Genomic DNA, 16,775 nt, shown 5'->3' on the forward strand with positions numbered 1-16,775 from the left:
ATTCACCTCACTTTTTGATAGAAAAAAAGATCCGCTCCAAAAAGGAGCTTCGGATCTTGTTACAGTGTAAGAACGTGACCTCCATCGAAGAAATAGAGCGCACGCCCTTTCACTTTCGTTTTTGTAATTTGTTCAACCGCTTTTGTATACAATTCGATTTGTGTTTCATACCTTTTTTGCAGAATCGGAGCCGCGCCTTCAAATCCGTTCCGGAATTTCCCCTCTATCCGATCTGTTTTATAGTCCAGCAAATAGAGACCGTCCGCCGTTTCGTAGAGGCAGTCAATAATCCCCTGCACGAGCAGCGGTTCACCGGCCGTTTCGGCATCCTTGTACACCTCGCCGGCCGGAAGCGCCATACTGAACGGCACTTCCCGGTCAATCCGCAGCGCCCCGAGAAGGTCTTTCCCGATTTCAGTTCCGAAAAACTGAACAATTTCTTCTATATCAATAGCTTCCTGCTGCTCTTCTGTCAGCAGCTCTTTTTCGTAAAGCATCCGGACCGTCCGCTCCGCTTCTTCGGCAGTCGGCACGTGCGTCAGCGGTATGTGCTGCATCACCGTATGCATCGCCGTTCCTTTTTCGGCGGCTGTCAGCCCTTTTTTCATCATAAAACCGGGACGCCTGTATAAAAGCGTGTCTCCTGACGGTTTGATGAGAGAGCGGCCGCTGTATTCATCCTCGTATTCTTGCTTTCTCTTCAGCTCAGAAACTGACTGCTTCGTTCTGATAGCCGTCAGCTCTCGGTACGGATATTCCCATTCAAGCAGACGGCGCGCCTGATCATCAAATGAAAACGAACCAGGAATCGGCTCGCCCTGCTGAATCGCTTTGAGACGTTTGCTCTTTTCTTCAGCACGTTCTTTTGGATTCTCTTCCAGCAATTCACTTTGCTGCAGCATCCGGATGTGAAAACGCGACGGGTCGCGCGCGATATCCTCAGACGATGAAAGTCCCGGCGTCCTGTGCGCCTCCATGTCACGGTGGCGGATGAGCGCCGGCCCGATAAAGTCCAAATAAGATGACGCCTGATAGCGGTCGAATTCAGAAAGAAGCCAATCGGCCCGGTCTGCTTGCGCCTGCCATTTGGCCAGCTGTTTTTCCCGTTTTTTGCAGGAACCGACGAGAAACAGCTTTTCCTTCGCTCTGGTCAGCGCCACATACAATACGCGCAATTCTTCGGATAAGAGCTCTCTGCGCATCTTTTTCTTCATCGCCACAAGCGGCAGAGTCGGATAGCTGATTCTGAGTTCCGGATGAATGTACTTCGTGCCGAAACCGAGCTCTTTATCAAGCAGGTATGATTTGTTGAGATCCATCATATTAAAACTTCTGCCGAGTCCGGCGGTGAAAACGACGGGGAATTCAAGTCCTTTGCTGCTGTGGATCGTCATCAGCCGAACGACATCCTCCTGCTCGCTGAGCGCCCGGGCCGTCCCCAGATCATCGCCGCGCTCCTGCATCCGTTCAATGAACCGCAAAAAGCGGAATAACCCGCGGAACGCCGTCGCTTCGTACGAGCGCGCCCGGTCATACAAGACGCGCAGATTGGCCTGACGCTGCTTTCCGCCGGGCATGCCGCCTGCATAGTCAAAATATCCGGTATCGCGGTATACTTCCCAAATCAGCTCAGACACCGAATGATTCGTCGAAAATGACCGCCACTTTTGCAGACTGTCATAAAAGGTTCTCAGTTTTTGATACAGTTCATCATGCCTGTCACCGTTCGCTATATATGCTTTCAGCGCTTCATAAAACGGCGCTTTTTTCTTTTCAAGGCGTATCAGCGCAAGTTCATTTTCGTCACAGCCGACGATGGGCGAGCGCAGCACGGAAGCAAGCGGAATATCCTGATACGGATTATCAATCACCTTCAAGACTGAAAGCGCCGCAGCCACCTCCACGGCTTCAAAGTAACCCGACGTCAAATTGGCGTACACCGGAATGCCCTGGTTTTTCAGCTCTTCCATTAATTGCGGCGCCCACGGCATGGAGCGCAGCAAAATCACGATATCCCGGTACTGGATATTCCGGTGTGTTTTTGTTTTCCCGTCATAGACCTTAAACGGAGATGAGACAAGCTTTCGGATCTCCCCGGCTATCGCTTTCGCTTCCCAATGCACGGTTTCAAAGTCTTCGGCATCCTCGGAGCTGCCTGCGTCATCAGCGCTGTCAATCAGCAGCAGTTCCGTTTTTGCCGCGTCATTCGGCGGATACGATGCGCCGAGCTTCAATGCCGCCTGTTCATCGTAGTCCACTTCGCCGATTTTTCCGCCCATCAGCTGCTTAAACAAGAAATTCGTACTGTCCAAAATATCGGAACGGCTGCGGAAATTTTGGTTCAGGTCAATTTTCTGCCCCGCGCCTTCCCCGCTTTCTGTGAACCTTTTATATTTCCCGAGAAACAGCAGCGGCTCAGCAAGTCTGAAACGGTAGATCGATTGTTTGACGTCGCCTACCATAAACAGATTTCCCGCCTCTTCATCCCCGCTTTTAACAAGCTGCAGGATAGACTCCTGCACAAGATTGGTATCTTGATATTCATCAACCAGAACTTCATGAAACTGGTCTTGATAATAAACGGCCGCTTCGCTCGGCACCCGCCTGCCTTCTTCATCAACCGCAGTTAAAATCGCCAGGCAGTAATGTTCCAAATCTGAGAAATCAATAATTGATTTTTCTTGTTTCGCCGCTTCAAATCGTTTTCCGTACGATATCACGAGCTGAACGAGCGTTTCGATGACAGACTTCATATCTGCTAAACTCTTTAAGTGATCTTGCGGACTTCTTGTAAAGTAATCTGTCTTTACCTTTTCGATCAGTTTCTTCGCGCCGTTTCGCAAATCGGTCGCTTCGTCCAAAAGCGCTTTGTCAAATTCATCACCCTTTACCGCCTTCGCCCGCTTAAATGAGACTGCGGGAACCCGTTCATACAGCGCATCGAAGTCATGCCGGCAGCTGATCAGCTCTTCTATCTGCTGAAGGTCATCCAGAAAATGATCAGCACGCGGCGCCGGCCCGCCGGGCGCTTTTGTCAGTTCAAGCGCCTTCTCAAGCTTTTGTTTTGCCCCGAAGAGCGCCATTTCCGCATCTTCTCTCACATACTGGTAAAACGGAAGCTCTTCTATTTTGCTTTCTTCCGTCACGTCATACAGGCGGACAAAGCTTTGCAGCCACGCTTCCGGGTCAGGATGCGACCGGGAATACTCGTACACCCGTTTGACAAGGTCTTGAAGATCCAGATCATGCCTGTCTGTCGTATATCTGTCCGCAAGCTCAAAAAACGCCTGATTCCCTTTTGCGTATTCATCTTCAAACAGCTCATCAAGCACTTCGTCTCCGAGCAATTCGCCTTCCGTCTGGTCAGCCATCCGAAAACCGGGGTCAAGATCAATCATATAATAATATTTTTTAAGCACTTGCAGACAGAAAGAGTGAAGCGTCGAAATGCTCGCCCGGTTTAATAGAGAGAGCTGCCGTCTGATATGCAGAGATCCCGGATTTTTGGCGAGCTCTTTTTCTAATGCTTCAGCGATCCGATGCTTCATCTCCGCTGCTGAGGCGTTTGTAAAGGTCACCACAAGGAGCCTGTCAACATCAACCGGATCTTCCTCCGCGGTTATCTTTCTGATCATCCGTTCCACGAGCACGGCCGTTTTACCTGATCCGGCTGCGGCAGCGACCAGAATATCGCGGCCGGAAGAAACGATGGCGCTCCATTGGTCATCCGTCCATATGCTGTCTTTCGGTTTAGGAATTTGCATCATCATCCGCCTCCTTCTTCAGCCAATCCAGTATGGTGCCGTCTTTTTCCGCTTTCAGGCTGCGGTATTCATTTTCCTTAAGCGACTCATCAAACTGGCACACCGATTGAAACGCACAATACGTACAAGGCGTCTTATCTTTCAGCTTATACGGGGTAATGGACACAAGCCCGTCCGTTATCGCTTCGCCCGCCTGTTCAAATGTCCGCCGCACATGGTCTGTCAGCAGATGAAAGTCCTGTTCGCTGACCGCGGCTGAGTCGGATCTTAAAGACCCGTCCTTTTTCAAACCGGCATTGACGATATTTGAACGCCCTTCCTCCAAAGTCGTGTCCATCAGGCTGATCGCCTCCCGGTCACCGAGGAGAAGGCCTTTCATTTTAAATTTCTTGAAAATTTCCTGCTCGATTTCATCAAGCCCCATCGGCAGACTGGCCTGAATCATCGGATCATGAATATGGAAATACAAAACGCCTGCCGGTGTCGCTTTCATGCCGAGCCAATCCGCGGAATGTGTAATCGATAAGTCAAGATATGTGAGCATTTGCAGAGCGAGCCCGTAATACACCTCAGCCAGATCAAGCCCCCTGTCGCTTGATTTATAATCAACGATTCTCAGCAGCAGGCCTTTTGAGCTTTCCGCTTTATCCACGCGGTCGATCCGTCCGACGAGTTCCATCGTACAGCCGTTTTTCAGCGTGAAAGTGAGCGGAGGCAGCGGCCCGCTTCCGCCGAAACCGAGTTCAAGACCGACCGGGACGAAACCGCTCGCCTTCGCATGCTCGCTTAATATGCCTGAAACACGCGTGACGATCTTCTGCAGTTTTTCCTTCACATAAAAGTGTCTGTTTGAGCTGAGCAGAATCTCTTTTTGCAGCTTTGGCGCAAGCCGTTCCACCGCTTCATAGGAGAAATTCCGGCACTGATCTTTCGTCAGATCGCGCCATTCCAGCTTCTGCTCACGAAGCCGGTCTGAAATCAGCTTCAGGCTGGAGTGAAACAGCTGGCCGATATCCGGCGCTTCCAGCTTGAAAAACTGCCGCTCTTTTAATTGAAGCCCGTGAGATGCAAAATGAGAGAACTGGCAGGCATTAAACGCCTCCATCCGGGAGACGCTTCCTTTAATATGCTCGCCGTAAAGCTGGCGCGAAACAGGCCGTTCAAGACGCTTCGCCTCATTGCGGAAAAACAGGCTTGAAAACAGCTTTTTCGCACGCCGGTGATCAGACTCTTTCATCAGCACATTGTATGCGCTCCACCATACGTCACTGATCTCGTACTCTCTTGTCCACAGCCTGAGCTGACTTGCCGTATATGTCTGAGCCACCTGTTTATTGACGAGATACTGAAGCTGCTCTTCTTCGCTTACCTGCTCGGGATCAGCCGCTGACAGCTTTTCCTGATGATCGGGAAACAGCTCGCCAAGCCTGTTTACAACGATTGACGGCAGGAGCGTTTTTCCTTCCGCATCGGCAATCGGGTATGACACATAAAGACGGTCAGCCGGACTCGACAGCGCCATATAGATGAGAAAATGCTCATCAAGCAGCCGCTCACGCCCCGCGGAAGACAGCTCCACTCCGACCGCTTTCAGCCACTCCCGGTCATCATCAGACAGCACGCCGTTTTCATCCGGGCGCGCCGGAAGAACGCCGTCATTGGCCCCGACGACGAATGTGCAGGACGTGCCGTACATTCTTGAGAGATCCATATTCCCTACAAATACTTGGTCAAGCGCAGGAGGAATTAAAGAAAAATGAAGCGATTCCGTTCCCGTTTCAAGCATTTGCTGGAACAGCGCCAAAGATATTTCATCTTCACCCATCATGCCGGCAAACTCCTCGAGAAGCTGGATAACGGCATCCCACGCCTGGCCGTGCTGCTGCGCTTCGATCATGTTTCCGGCCTCTTCGGCCCGCTGCCTTTTTCGGTCCAGCTTCAGGGGAACATCGGTATCTTCCAAAAAGAGATAAAGAGCCTCCGCCATGCTTTGAACCGTTTTCGCCTTTTTCATCCGGTTTTGAAGCCGGACAAGGGGCGCGGCCATCCACTCTTTCGTCTCATTCAGCATGTGCTCCATCTCTATTTCCTGATCTGTCTGCGCGAAATCCTCATCGAGCGATACGAAGCGCCTGTATACAAACCGCTCGCCGCTCGTCCAGCGCTCCCCTTTAATGCCGTAGGCGATACAGTAGTTTTCAAGCTGATCAACCTGCTCTCTTATTTTCTGCTCCGGCTGATCAAGCGGGAATAACAGTTCGGTTTTCGCACAGCGGAACACCGCTTCATATCTCCAGTTCCCCTTCACGACATCCAGGCTTGAACGGATGAATTCAATAAGCGGGTGATGCTGCATAGAAGCTTTTCCGTCAATAAAATAAGGAAGCCCGTAATCGGCAAACACTTCCTTCAGCAAATCTTTATAATCTTCCGGCTGACGGATGAGAATCGCCATATCTTTGTACCGGTATCCTCCGTCCCGGACAAGTGATTGAATTTCCCGGGCAATACCTTCAAGCTCAGCTCTTCTGTTTTGCGCCTGCATGACGGTAAAAGCTTCCTGTCCGCCGGTATACGCCGCGGCGGGACGCACATCGTACTGCGACTCTATACAGGCAAGCTCCGGCACATGCCGATGCCGCTTCGTGCCATGCAGTTCCTTGCAGGAAATATCGGCATTCAATTCCTTTGCCGTCTGATAAAGCTTATAGTATGTGCTTCCCGTCATTCTGAACAGATCGAGCTCATCCGGTGCCTGTTCCGCCGAAGGGCTGTCCGCCGTCAGCGAGAATGTGACATGTTCAGCATGCATGATCAGCTGCTCCAGCACCCTTAATTCCTGCGGCGTAAATTGATAGAATCCGTCGACGTAAACACGGGCGCCTTTTACAACGTCCGCCAAAGGAATCTGCTGAGCGAGCAGCGTCAAATAGTCCTCTGAATGCAAATAGTGTCCGGCGAGGCTTCTTTCCATCTGCTGATATAAAATCCCTAAATCATGAAGTTTTTCAGACAACATCCGCTCTCCGCGATACTCTGACGCCGTTCCGCTTTCCGCCATGCGGCGGACGTCTTCAGGCTCAATACAGTATCGCTTAAACTCTGTCAGCATCCGTTCCACCTGCTCAGTGAATCCGGCTTTGTCACTCGCTTTTTGATACACTTTAAAATCGTGCTTATGTTCTTCAATCAGTTTCCTTAAAAGCATCTGCACACCCGTCGTCGTCACAAACGGACGGTTCATGCCCCCGGTATGCTGAAGCACGCGCCACGCCAAACGCGAAAAACTGAACACTTGAGCGCGTATCATGCCTCCGATATCCGGCGTTTTAGCAAGCTCATATTCCATTAAAAACGTCATTTGATCCGGGACTAGAAAAATGATCGGTTTCCCGAACGGCTCCCGGCGCAGTTCATCTTGAATGCTGTCGATAATCAGCCTCGTTTTCCCACTCCCCGATCTGCCTACTAAAAACTCAACACCCAAATTAGAAGACCCCTCTCTTTTTATCTTTCTACATTTTATCGAAAGTTGACGAAAATGACCAATCTCATCTGCTGGTAAAAACGGGATGACTGTTTTAAAACATATCGTTTTTGACCAAATTAAAGAAAAAAAGGATTAAATATGATGTCAGAATATCCCGAAGTGATTGTGCGAACGATTCTGTCGTTCAGCATTCTGTTTATCGGCGCCCGTATACTCGGAAAACAAACCATTTCACAGATGACGCTTTTTGATTTCATTGCGGCCATCTCGCTCGGCGCCATCACAGCCAATCTGTCGTTTAATACAAAACTGCCGATTCATTTTACTGTCAGTGCTTACACGATTTTTGTGGTTATCATTTATCTTGTCGCATATCTTTCTATGAAAAACAGAACTGCCAGGGGTTTCTTTGCAGGCAAACCGACCATTATCATTCAAAACGGAAAAATACTTGAGCATAATATGAAAAAGATGCGCTATACCCTCGACTACTTGAACCAGCAGCTTCGTGAAAATGATGTATTTGACATTTCTCAGGTTCAGACTGCCATCATTGAAACAAACGGCAGCATGTCAGTGGAGGTCAAACCGGAATTTGCGCCCGTTACAAGACAGGATCTCGGCATCTTTGCCGGACATGAAAAGAACTTTGCCGTTGAGCTGATTATGGACGGCCGGCTGGTGATGAAAAATCTGGAAGAAAACCACGTATCGGAAAAATGGCTGAGAGAAGAATTGGATAAGAGAAACCTCAAACCGGAAGACGTCGTATACGCTGTGCGCGGAAGCAACGGCCGGCTTTTTGTCGACACATACGACGACCATATTACATCGCCGCTGGATCAAGAATAAAAATGACATCCGCACATGTCACGGGCTGCCGCCGTATAATACCCTATAAACATCCGGGGGTGAGTCCAATGCACGAGAATTTTTTTCATTATACAGCCATCTGCAGTGACGATTCTGTGCTTATAAAGGATCTGGTAAAATCCATAAACGGTGAATACAGCGCTGTGATTTGCTACTCAATATTAGCCGAAAAAGCGCCGACCGCAGAAATCAGAAGACGAATCGAACATATCAGAGAGGAAGAAGTGCGCCACATGCACGCTTTCTCTTCACTGTATACGTCAATTACCGGAAAACAGTTGACGCCGAAACAGACGGAGCATTGTCCGCACACATACAGAGAAGGACTGAGGGCGGCGTTTTATGATGAGCAGAAAACGAATGATTTTTATTTACAGGCATCCGATAGAGCCGTGCATCCGGAAGCGAAACGGTTATTTGCCCGCACGGCATTTGACGAGCAGCGTCATGCCGTCTGGTTTTTATACGATATGGCCCACTCTCCTTTCCACCCGGTATCAAACGCGCCGAACACAAGCTACACCGAGGTAAATACCGGAAAATAACGATTCAGACGCTCCCCCGCCGGGAGTCATAGACGACAAACCCCGTTCTTTCAACATGAGAGAATGGGGTTTACTTTTCGAGCCGTTTTTATACTCCCTCTAAACAATGGATAACTTCTTCATTGTATAATCAGCAAAAACCCTTTATAATAAAATAAACCAACTGGTCGGTTTTAAACGAACCGAGCCCCGCTTTGCCGGGACAACGATATGAATGAGGCGGAAAGGATCTGTGTGAAGTGACAAATACAAAAGGCGGTGCCGGAAAGAGCGAAAAGACGAAGAACAGGCTCGTATCCGCTTCGCGTGACTTATTTGCAAAAAAAGGATATTCAGAAACATCGATTCGGGATATTTTAGAGGCGGCCGAAATCAGTAAAGGCAATCTATATCACCATTTTAAAGGAAAAGAGTTTCTGTTTCTTCATATCATGGAAGAGGATCACCGCGTGATGATCGAGACGTGGAGGGAAATGGAAGCTGATCTGAAAGATGCTGCCGAAAAACTGGCGGGCTTTGCGGAGCTGCTCAGCCGGATGAGCATTAATTACCCGCTTATGAGAGCAAGTGAAGAGTTTTATGCGAGTGCGTTTACGTCAGAGGAGGTCGTAAAGCGGCTCAACAAAATTGATATTGAATATGACGATGTGATGAGGGAGATCTTAGAAGAGGGAAATCAAGACGGCAGCTGGTCCATTCATCATGTCGAATCAAAAGTGAAAATCCTGCTATCCGTCTTCTACGGTTTAGATGTGCTATATAAAAACGATACCATTCAGCAAAGAATCGAATTGCAAAAAGAAGCCATCTCCGCGTTTATTCACGGGTCGATCAGCGCTGATAAACAGAATGACAGCTGACAAAGGAGAAACAACATGCAAAAACCGATCAGAGAACAAAAGGCTGTACTCATCATCTTATTAAGCAACATATTTATTGCGTTTTTAGGCATCGGATTGATCATTCCCGTTATGCCGCTGTTTATGAATGTGATGCACTTGACGGGCAGCACAATGGGATACCTTGTCGCTGCCTTCGCCGTCGCGCAATTAATTGCATCCCCCATTGCGGGGAGATGGGTTGACCGCTTCGGCAGAAAAATCATGATTCTCGCCGGACTGTTTTTGTTCGCATTATCCGAACTGACCTTCGGATTGGGCACACATGTCTCCATTTTATATTTCGCAAGGGTGCTGGGGGGCATCAGTGCCGCTTTTATCATGCCCGCTGTTACAGCGTATGTCGCAGATATTACGACGGTGCAGGAAAGATCGAAGGCGATGGGCTATGTATCTGCCGCCATCAGCACAGGGTTTATCATCGGGCCCGGCATAGGAGGATTTATTGCCGATCACGGCGTTCGAATGCCGTTTTTCTTTGCGGCGGGAATTGCATTTATCGCAGTGATTTCCTCTGTCTTTATGCTGGAAGAGCCGTTAACTAAAGAAGAACGCGCAAAGCAGATGGAAAGCGTCAAAGAATCAACCTTCTTAAAAGATTTGAAAAAGTCGATTCATCCAAGCTACTTGATCGCCTTTATCATCGTCTTTGTTTTGGCATTCGGGCTGTCGGCGTACGAAACGGTATTCAGCTTATTTACAAACCATAAATTCGGCTTCACTCCAAAGGATATCGCCATTATTATTACGTTCAGCTCCATTGTGGCGGTCCTCATTCAAGTGCTCGCATTCGGCAGACTTGTCAACTTCCTCGGGGAGAAAAAAGTCATTCAGCTTTGTCTGATCATCGGCGCTGTGCTGGCTTTCGTTTCTACGGTGATGTCAGGATTTTTGCCCGTGCTCGCTGTCACCTGCATCATTTTCCTTGCGTTTGATTTACTGCGCCCGGCACTGACTACTTATTTATCGAAAATCGCAGGAAATCAGCAGGGGTTTGTTGCCGGTATGAACTCAACATACACGAGTTTGGGCACCATTTTCGGCCCGGCTCTGGGCGGTATTTTATTTGATATGAATATTCACTTCCCGTTTCTGTTCGCAGGTGTGGTTTTATTTCTCGGTCTGGGATTGACCTTTGTGTGGAAAGGAAAAGCGGGCGAGGTTTCGGAGTAGGGTGCACTCACCCATCTCCGGAGCTTTTTTTATGTTTGTGATAAGAAAAATGAATGGATTATGAGAAATAATTCATTATTTATTTATCTCAAAATCTATACTATAGTAATAGTAAGGTTAACGAGCTTAACAATTTAATATGAATGTTTCAGGAAGAAGGGTTTTCATTGAAGAAAGACAAACATCTCCTTACGGATATCTGGTTTATTCTCATCAGTGCGGCAGGGGGGTTTCTTCTTTCGCTTACAGGGATGTCGATCGCCTGGATGCTCGGAACGCTGGCCGCCGGCTGCATCCTCTCCATGACGAGGCCCCGCTGGCTGTTCATGGCGCCTGACAGAAGAGGGATTCACCGCAGATGGCTTGCGGCGGGACAAATGATCCTCGGCATCGAACTCGGCCAGAAACTGAACCTGTCCGTTCTGTCGGTTTTACGGGAGCATTGGCTTCCGGTAGGCTTCATGCTGATTTTCTCTATCGTGATGGCGCTTGTTTCCGGATATGCGCTCTTTCGGTTCAGCCGGACGGACATGATGACAAGCTTTGTAGGCACGGCGCCGGGCGGTTTATCCGCCATGCCCGGTATCGCCCAGGAAGTCGGCGCAAACACCGCGATTGTAAGCCTTATTCAGCTGACGCGCGTCCTTTTGGTCGTCATGACAATACCGTTTCTCGTCATTTTCTTATTTACCAAACAAAACGGTACGGCTCAGACATCAGCCGGAGCCGTTTCGGCAGGAGCTTCACACCCGGGCCTTATTCCCGTCTTGTTAACGGCCGGATTTATTTTGGCTGCCTGGCTTGCAAGCAAAGGCGCAAAACGGCTGAAATTTCCCGCCCCTTGGCTGCTCGGCAGCATGATCGGCGTTGCTGCTGCGGAAATCGGCGTGTCCGCCTTGGCAGGCAAAGACATGCTGGCCTGGTGGCCGCCGGAAGCGAACCAGCTGTCACAAATTTTTCTCGGCGCCATAATCGGATCAAAAATGTACAAAAGCATGTTCACCGGCGTGACGAGAGTGCTGACCGTCGGATTTATTTCTTCGGTCGGATTAATCGCCGCCATGATTCTGAGCGCGGTTGCGGTTTCTAAATTAACGGGCATCTCCATGATTACATCTGTTCTCGCCTTTTCTCCCGGAGGGATCGCCGAGATGGCGGCGACTTCGATCACCCTGCACGAAGACTCGACTTTCGTCGTCGCGGTTCAGGTCATCCGGATCGTTCTCGTCATCGCCATGCTTCCGCCCTTCTATCGGCTGCTGCACCACCTTTCTCAGCTGAAACGGGCACACGGCGAAAGAGGCCGGGCAGAAAGAGGAACATGATCCGAATAAAAAAACACGCATTCATGGGACTGACCCCATAAGATGAGACAAACAAAAAACACCTTCAAGTTTGAAAACGGATGATTGTTAGCCGAAATTAGACTTGGAGGTGTTTTTTCTATGGGGACAAGAGTGAGTTATCCGGTTGAAGTGAAACAGAAGGCTGTAGAAATGAGATTGGCAGGCGTGCCTATGAAAGAGATCATGCAGGAATTGAATATTAAGAATAAGACACAGGTTCAGACATGGGTTAGATGGCATAAGACTGGGGATACACATCGATTCGAACAGCCTGTCGGAAAGCAATACACTTACGGAAAAGGCCCGGAGTATTCTTCCGAATTAGAGAAACTGCAGGCAGAAAATCGTTATCTGAGACAACAGAATGAAGTTTTAAAAAAGTGCAACGAATTGGAAAGGAAGCTGATAGCGAAACGCCAGTCGAGCTTGTAGAAGCATTGCGCGGCACAATGACCATACAGGATATCTGTATTCATTTAGGTATCTCACGAGCATCTTATTATCGTTGGAAGAAGAATCTGATGAAAGATAACCCTAAATACCATTTAGAAAAACAAATCGGCACGTTGTGCCGAGAACACAAGTTTCGATATGGCTATCGGAAAATCACAGCCATATTAAAAAAGGGAATGCGTGTGAATCATAAAACGGTTCAGCGCATTATGCAGAAGAATCAGTGGCAATGCCGGGTTAAGGTGAAAAAGCGCAAGAAAGATGGGCAGCCATATGCCGTGGCCGAGAATATATTGGATCGAAACTTTCAGTCTGAACGCCCTCTGGAAAAGCTAGTAACGGATATCACATATTTGCCTTATGGGCAGAAACAATTGTATCTTTCCAGTATATTGGATTTATACAATGGAGAAGTGATTGCTTTTACAATTGGCGATAGACAGGACACAGACTTTGTCTTACACACACTTGATCAGCTGCCCGCACTGCCAGAGAACTGCGTGTTACATAGTGACCAAGGTTCTGTTTATACATCTTATGAGTATCAGAAAGCTGTTAAAACAAAAGGCATTACCATGAGCATGTCCCGCAAAGGGACGCCCGCTGATAATGCCTCCATCGAATCGTTTCATTCCTCACTAAAGTCTGAAACGTTCTATCTTAACAGCATTGATCGAACTACGACGACCATCGTAGAACGCACTGCCATAGAATACATTCATTATTATAACAATATTCGTATTCAAACGAAACTAAACAGCCAATCGCCGATACAATATCGGCAATTGGCTGTATGAAGGTGTTTTGATCCCTGTCTCAAAAACAGGGGTCAGTCCCTCATATGCGTGTTTTTTATTTGAACAGCTCTCCGCCGCCATTTACAGACCGCCAGTTTGCTGAAAGATCACGGAACAGCCGTTCAGCAAATAACAGTTCTTCATCTGTATAGCGGTCTAAAAACGCCAAGAGCCGCTTTTTTATCAATTCATGATATTCATGATGAAGGGAATGCAGCTCTTTCCCGGCAGGAGTCAGCCGGAAATAGACTTCTTTTTTATTGTCGCTCAGCCGGGTTCTGCGCAGAAAGCCGGCTTCCAAAAACTTCGCGCAGCTTCTCGACACGGTCGGCTTTGTCGTCTTCATTTTTTCCGCTATTGACGTGACATTGATCGGTTCATGATCTCCGATACACGACAAAATGTGAATTTCCGTCAAGGTCAGCTGTAATTTTTTCCCGTTTTCTTCACGGAGTTCGTCCATCCGTCCGGCCAACGACGCCCTGATGTCCTCCTGACACCTCTCCTGCTCGTGAAAAATATCTGTCAGCCCTTCAAGAATCATGTGTTTTGCATGGTCTGGCTGTCTTCTGTCCAACTGCTGAGTCACCCTTCCGTATTGATTGTTTCTTTTACTATAACGTTTTGTTACACAAGAAACAATCACATAGGCGCATAAAAGGGTATCAGATGAACCCCCATCTCTCCAAACCGGCCAGAACGGCTTCTTCCGCTTCGCGTCCCGAGCCTCCGGCTGCCCATGCCGCGTGGCCGTCCGGCCGGATTAAAACGGTGTGAACATCATCCCAATCGGCACGTGTTTCAGCAAGCTCCGCCCTGACAGCAGCCACGCTGTCCGTATCAATACCGGCGGGAATGCTCCCTCTTAATGACAGAAGCACAAAGGCGCCCTTATGAAGAAAATCATACAGCCGGGCCGGCCGCCCGTCATGAAGGGTCAATTCGATATCCGGCAGGCGTTTTCCGTTCAGGGTATGCGGCGGCAGCTCCGCATCCGGTTCATAATGCAGATCAAGCGCGGATACTTTTCCCGCCAATAAACGGTTGGACTCCTGAAAATCCAGCAAAGCGGTCATCGTTTCTCTTAATGCCATACCCGACTCGGTAAAATCCATGAGCTTTATCTGGGTTTTTATATTGTGCAACACTTCTTTTCCTGTGCTGTGCCTTTCCTGATGATAGCTGTCCAGAAGATGAGGCGCCGCTTTTCCCTTCATTTGCGCCGCCAGCTTCCAGCCGAGGTTGAAGGCATCCTGAAGCCCCGTATTCAGGCCTTGGCCGCCTGCGGGAAAATGAATGTGCGCCGCATCCCCGGCCACAAAAATCCGGCCGGAGCGGTATTGTTCGGCCTGACGCTCGGCATTGCCGAACCGCGACATCCATACCGGATCACTCAATCCGAAATCAGTGCCGCATATCCGCCGCAGGTCTTCTTTCAGCTCATTTTCAGTGACCGGCTCTTCCTTCCGCTTTTGCGGAGCGTGCGGAGAAACGATCAGGACGCGGAAAAGTCCGTCCGTAAGAGGGACAATCACAACCGATCCCTCCAGGCGGCACGTTGACAAAAAGGAAGATTCGGGCGGATGTTTCAAAGCGGCATCACAAAGGGTTCCTGTTAAGTCGGCATCAGTGCCCGAAAAAGCGATGCCCGCCTGTTTCCTGACAATGCTCCCCGCTCCGTCTGTACCCGCTGCATAAAAGCTGTGAAGAGTGCGGATACCGCTTTCGTCCCGGAACACCGTCTCCACTCCGTCATCCGTCTGGGTGACAGCCACCGCTTCCGCCCCGCGGATGATGTCTGTGCCGAGACTTGATGCATACTCCTCCAAAATCCGCTCCGTTTCTGCCTGAGGCAGCATTAACGAATAATTCTGCTTCGTATCCAGCCGAGAAAAATCCAGCCGTGTATCCAGCATGGAAAAATGGCCGGAAGACACCTTCGTCCCTTTTTCCAAAAAGCGTTCCAATATGCCCCTCATGGCAAAAAGTTCAAGTGTGCGCGGATGCATGATAAGCGCTTTGGAATATGGCACCGTCTTCTTCAATCGTTCAATGACAGTCGTTTTCACTCCGGCCAGCGCCAGTTCTGATGCAAGCATAAGCCCGACCGGACCTCCCCCGATAATGGCAGTCTGTGTTTTCATCTCATCAGTCCTCTTTCATATTTTTTGTTACACACGTAACAATATCACCAAAAATAAAACGCCTCTTTTTTGTTTCGTGCGTAACAATTTTCATTATAGTCTTTTCTCTGCTTTTTGACAATCATTTCCGAAAAAAAGACGCCGTTCACTTGGCGTCTGATTCACTGATGACTCCGACAATGTCTTTATCCTTAATCGGACCGAAATGACGGCTGTCGAGGCTGTATATGCGGTTGTCGCCAATAACAAAGTATTGTCCCTTCGGTATGCTTTTGCGCCCGGTCGTTTCCTTCAGCGTATAATCACCGGTCACATGGCTCCCGGCGGACAATGATGACTTTAACGGTTTTAAAAACGGTTCCGCCACCCGTTTTCCATTCACATACAGCTGATCCTCCCTGTATGCGATTGACTCGCCGGGGAGCCCGATGACTCGTTTGATCAGCACTTTGCGGTGCGGGCCTTTAAACAGGACAATATCGAAACGGCGGATCGTTTTGTAACGATGGGAAAACTTGTTGACCATCAGCTCATTTCCTTGTTTAAAGGTCGGATTCATGCTGATTCCTTCGACTTTATAATCAATAAAAATGGCATTCTTTAATTGTATGGCCAAAACAACGATAAGCACGCCGGCTATAAACCAAAATCGTTTTTTCAAGATTCCTGTCTCCCTCCGTCTTTCTCATGCTGACTGATTCTCGTCTGTAAACGCCGTTCGATATGCTTTCCGGCATACCACAGCACCGCGATCACCGTTATGGCGCCCGCCATCCTGAAAGGCTGTGTCATGAGTGCGTGAAGATCATACCCGATAAAGCTGATCATAAAGATCATGACCATTTTCCCCATAGCGGCTGCTGATATAAACTGCAGCGCCCCCACCCGTGACAGACCGGCAACGATATGAACCGCAGCGGACGGCGTAAAGGGGAAGCAAAGTAAAATAAACAGCGGACCGAAACCGTGCCGCTCAACCCAGAGCATCATCCGCCTTATGGTCTGATGCCTGCGGATGAAACCGAAAGCTCTTTTCTGTCCGAAACGGCGGACGGCATAAAACATCAGCATCGATCCTGCCGCAGACCCGAGCCACGACAGAAAAAAACCTTCCCACAAACCAAATGCATTCGTATTCGCCACCACAAATACAACAAGCGGCAAAAACGGAAGAAACGCTTCAATAAAAGGCAGTGCAGCCGCAGCCGCCGGGCCGAAAGCTCTATAGCTTTGGAACCATTCCGTCAGCTGTTCCTCAGTCAAATATGATAAAAAATGCTCCAACGTTTAT

12 protein-coding genes are annotated in these 16,775 nt (G+C 48.9%); 6 read left to right on the plus strand and 6 right to left on the minus strand.

The window, feature by feature from the left end; genetic code table 11:
* Positions 1-59: 59 nt before the first annotated feature.
* Positions 60-3,764 carry a helicase-exonuclease AddAB subunit AddA gene (gene addA, locus MJQ52_RS05790; RefSeq protein ID WP_434181926.1) on the minus strand — a complete coding sequence of 1,235 codons (3,705 nt, stop codon included), beginning with the start codon at positions 3,762-3,764 and terminating at the stop codon, positions 60-62.
* Entirely contained in the window at positions 3,751-7,251 is a 3,501-nt protein-coding gene (gene addB / locus MJQ52_RS05795; RefSeq protein WP_434181865.1) for a helicase-exonuclease AddAB subunit AddB, read from the minus strand. The genes addA and addB overlap by 14 nt, the downstream gene beginning before the upstream one ends.
* A gap of 141 nt (positions 7,252-7,392) precedes the next feature.
* Between addB and MJQ52_RS05800 the strand changes: the two genes are divergently transcribed.
* The 6 genes from MJQ52_RS05800 (at position 7,393) to MJQ52_RS05825 (ending at position 13,340) form a co-directional block, all read left to right on the plus strand.
* A complete protein-coding gene (locus MJQ52_RS05800) occupies positions 7,393-8,106 on the plus strand; it encodes a DUF421 domain-containing protein (protein WP_021734194.1) in 714 nt (237 codons plus the stop codon).
* Positions 8,107-8,174: 68 nt separating this feature from the next.
* Positions 8,175-8,672: a ferritin-like domain-containing protein gene (locus tag MJQ52_RS05805; protein ID WP_063174184.1), complete on the plus strand. Its 498-nt coding sequence runs from the start codon at positions 8,175-8,177 to the stop codon at positions 8,670-8,672.
* Positions 8,673-8,911: 239 nt separating this feature from the next.
* Positions 8,912-9,532: a TetR/AcrR family transcriptional regulator gene (locus tag MJQ52_RS05810; protein ID WP_017417412.1), complete on the plus strand. Its 621-nt coding sequence runs from the start codon at positions 8,912-8,914 to the stop codon at positions 9,530-9,532.
* A gap of 15 nt (positions 9,533-9,547) precedes the next feature.
* The gene (locus MJQ52_RS05815; protein WP_017417411.1) at positions 9,548-10,744 is read left to right on the plus strand and encodes an MFS transporter; all 1,197 of its coding nucleotides are present in this window, start codon (positions 9,548-9,550) and stop codon (positions 10,742-10,744) included.
* A 167-nt stretch (positions 10,745-10,911) separates the two neighbouring features.
* Positions 10,912-12,069: an AbrB family transcriptional regulator gene (locus tag MJQ52_RS05820; protein ID WP_025649559.1), complete on the plus strand. Its 1,158-nt coding sequence runs from the start codon at positions 10,912-10,914 to the stop codon at positions 12,067-12,069.
* Positions 12,070-12,189: 120 nt separating this feature from the next.
* A protein-coding gene (locus MJQ52_RS05825) for an IS3 family transposase (RefSeq protein WP_099721935.1) occupies positions 12,190-13,340 on the plus strand; the annotation gives its coding sequence in 2 pieces (ribosomal slippage) (positions 12,190-12,463 and positions 12,463-13,340; 1,152 coding nt in all).
* Positions 13,341-13,395: 55 nt separating this feature from the next.
* Here MJQ52_RS05825 and MJQ52_RS05830 read toward each other — a convergent pair.
* From MJQ52_RS05830 to MJQ52_RS05845, 4 genes are all read right to left on the minus strand, one after another.
* Positions 13,396-13,917 (minus strand): MarR family transcriptional regulator, encoded by a 522-nt coding sequence (locus tag MJQ52_RS05830; protein WP_012117244.1) that lies wholly within the window; start codon positions 13,915-13,917, stop codon positions 13,396-13,398.
* A gap of 88 nt (positions 13,918-14,005) precedes the next feature.
* On the minus strand, positions 14,006-15,484 hold the full coding sequence (locus MJQ52_RS05835) for a monooxygenase (protein ID WP_237586997.1): 1,479 nt from the start codon (positions 15,482-15,484) through the stop codon (positions 14,006-14,008).
* A 145-nt stretch (positions 15,485-15,629) separates the two neighbouring features.
* The gene (lepB, locus tag MJQ52_RS05840; protein WP_003155158.1) at positions 15,630-16,145 is read right to left on the minus strand and encodes a signal peptidase I; all 516 of its coding nucleotides are present in this window, start codon (positions 16,143-16,145) and stop codon (positions 15,630-15,632) included.
* Complete coding sequence (locus MJQ52_RS05845; RefSeq protein ID WP_025649557.1) at positions 16,142-16,768, minus strand: TVP38/TMEM64 family protein; 627 nt, start codon at positions 16,766-16,768, stop codon at positions 16,142-16,144. The genes lepB and MJQ52_RS05845 overlap by 4 nt, the downstream gene beginning before the upstream one ends.
* Positions 16,769-16,775 lie beyond the last annotated feature (7 nt).

It is taken from the genome of Bacillus sp. jun7, assembly GCF_051034795.1.
In the GTDB taxonomy this organism is placed as follows: Bacteria; Bacillota; Bacilli; order Bacillales; family Bacillaceae; genus Bacillus; species Bacillus velezensis.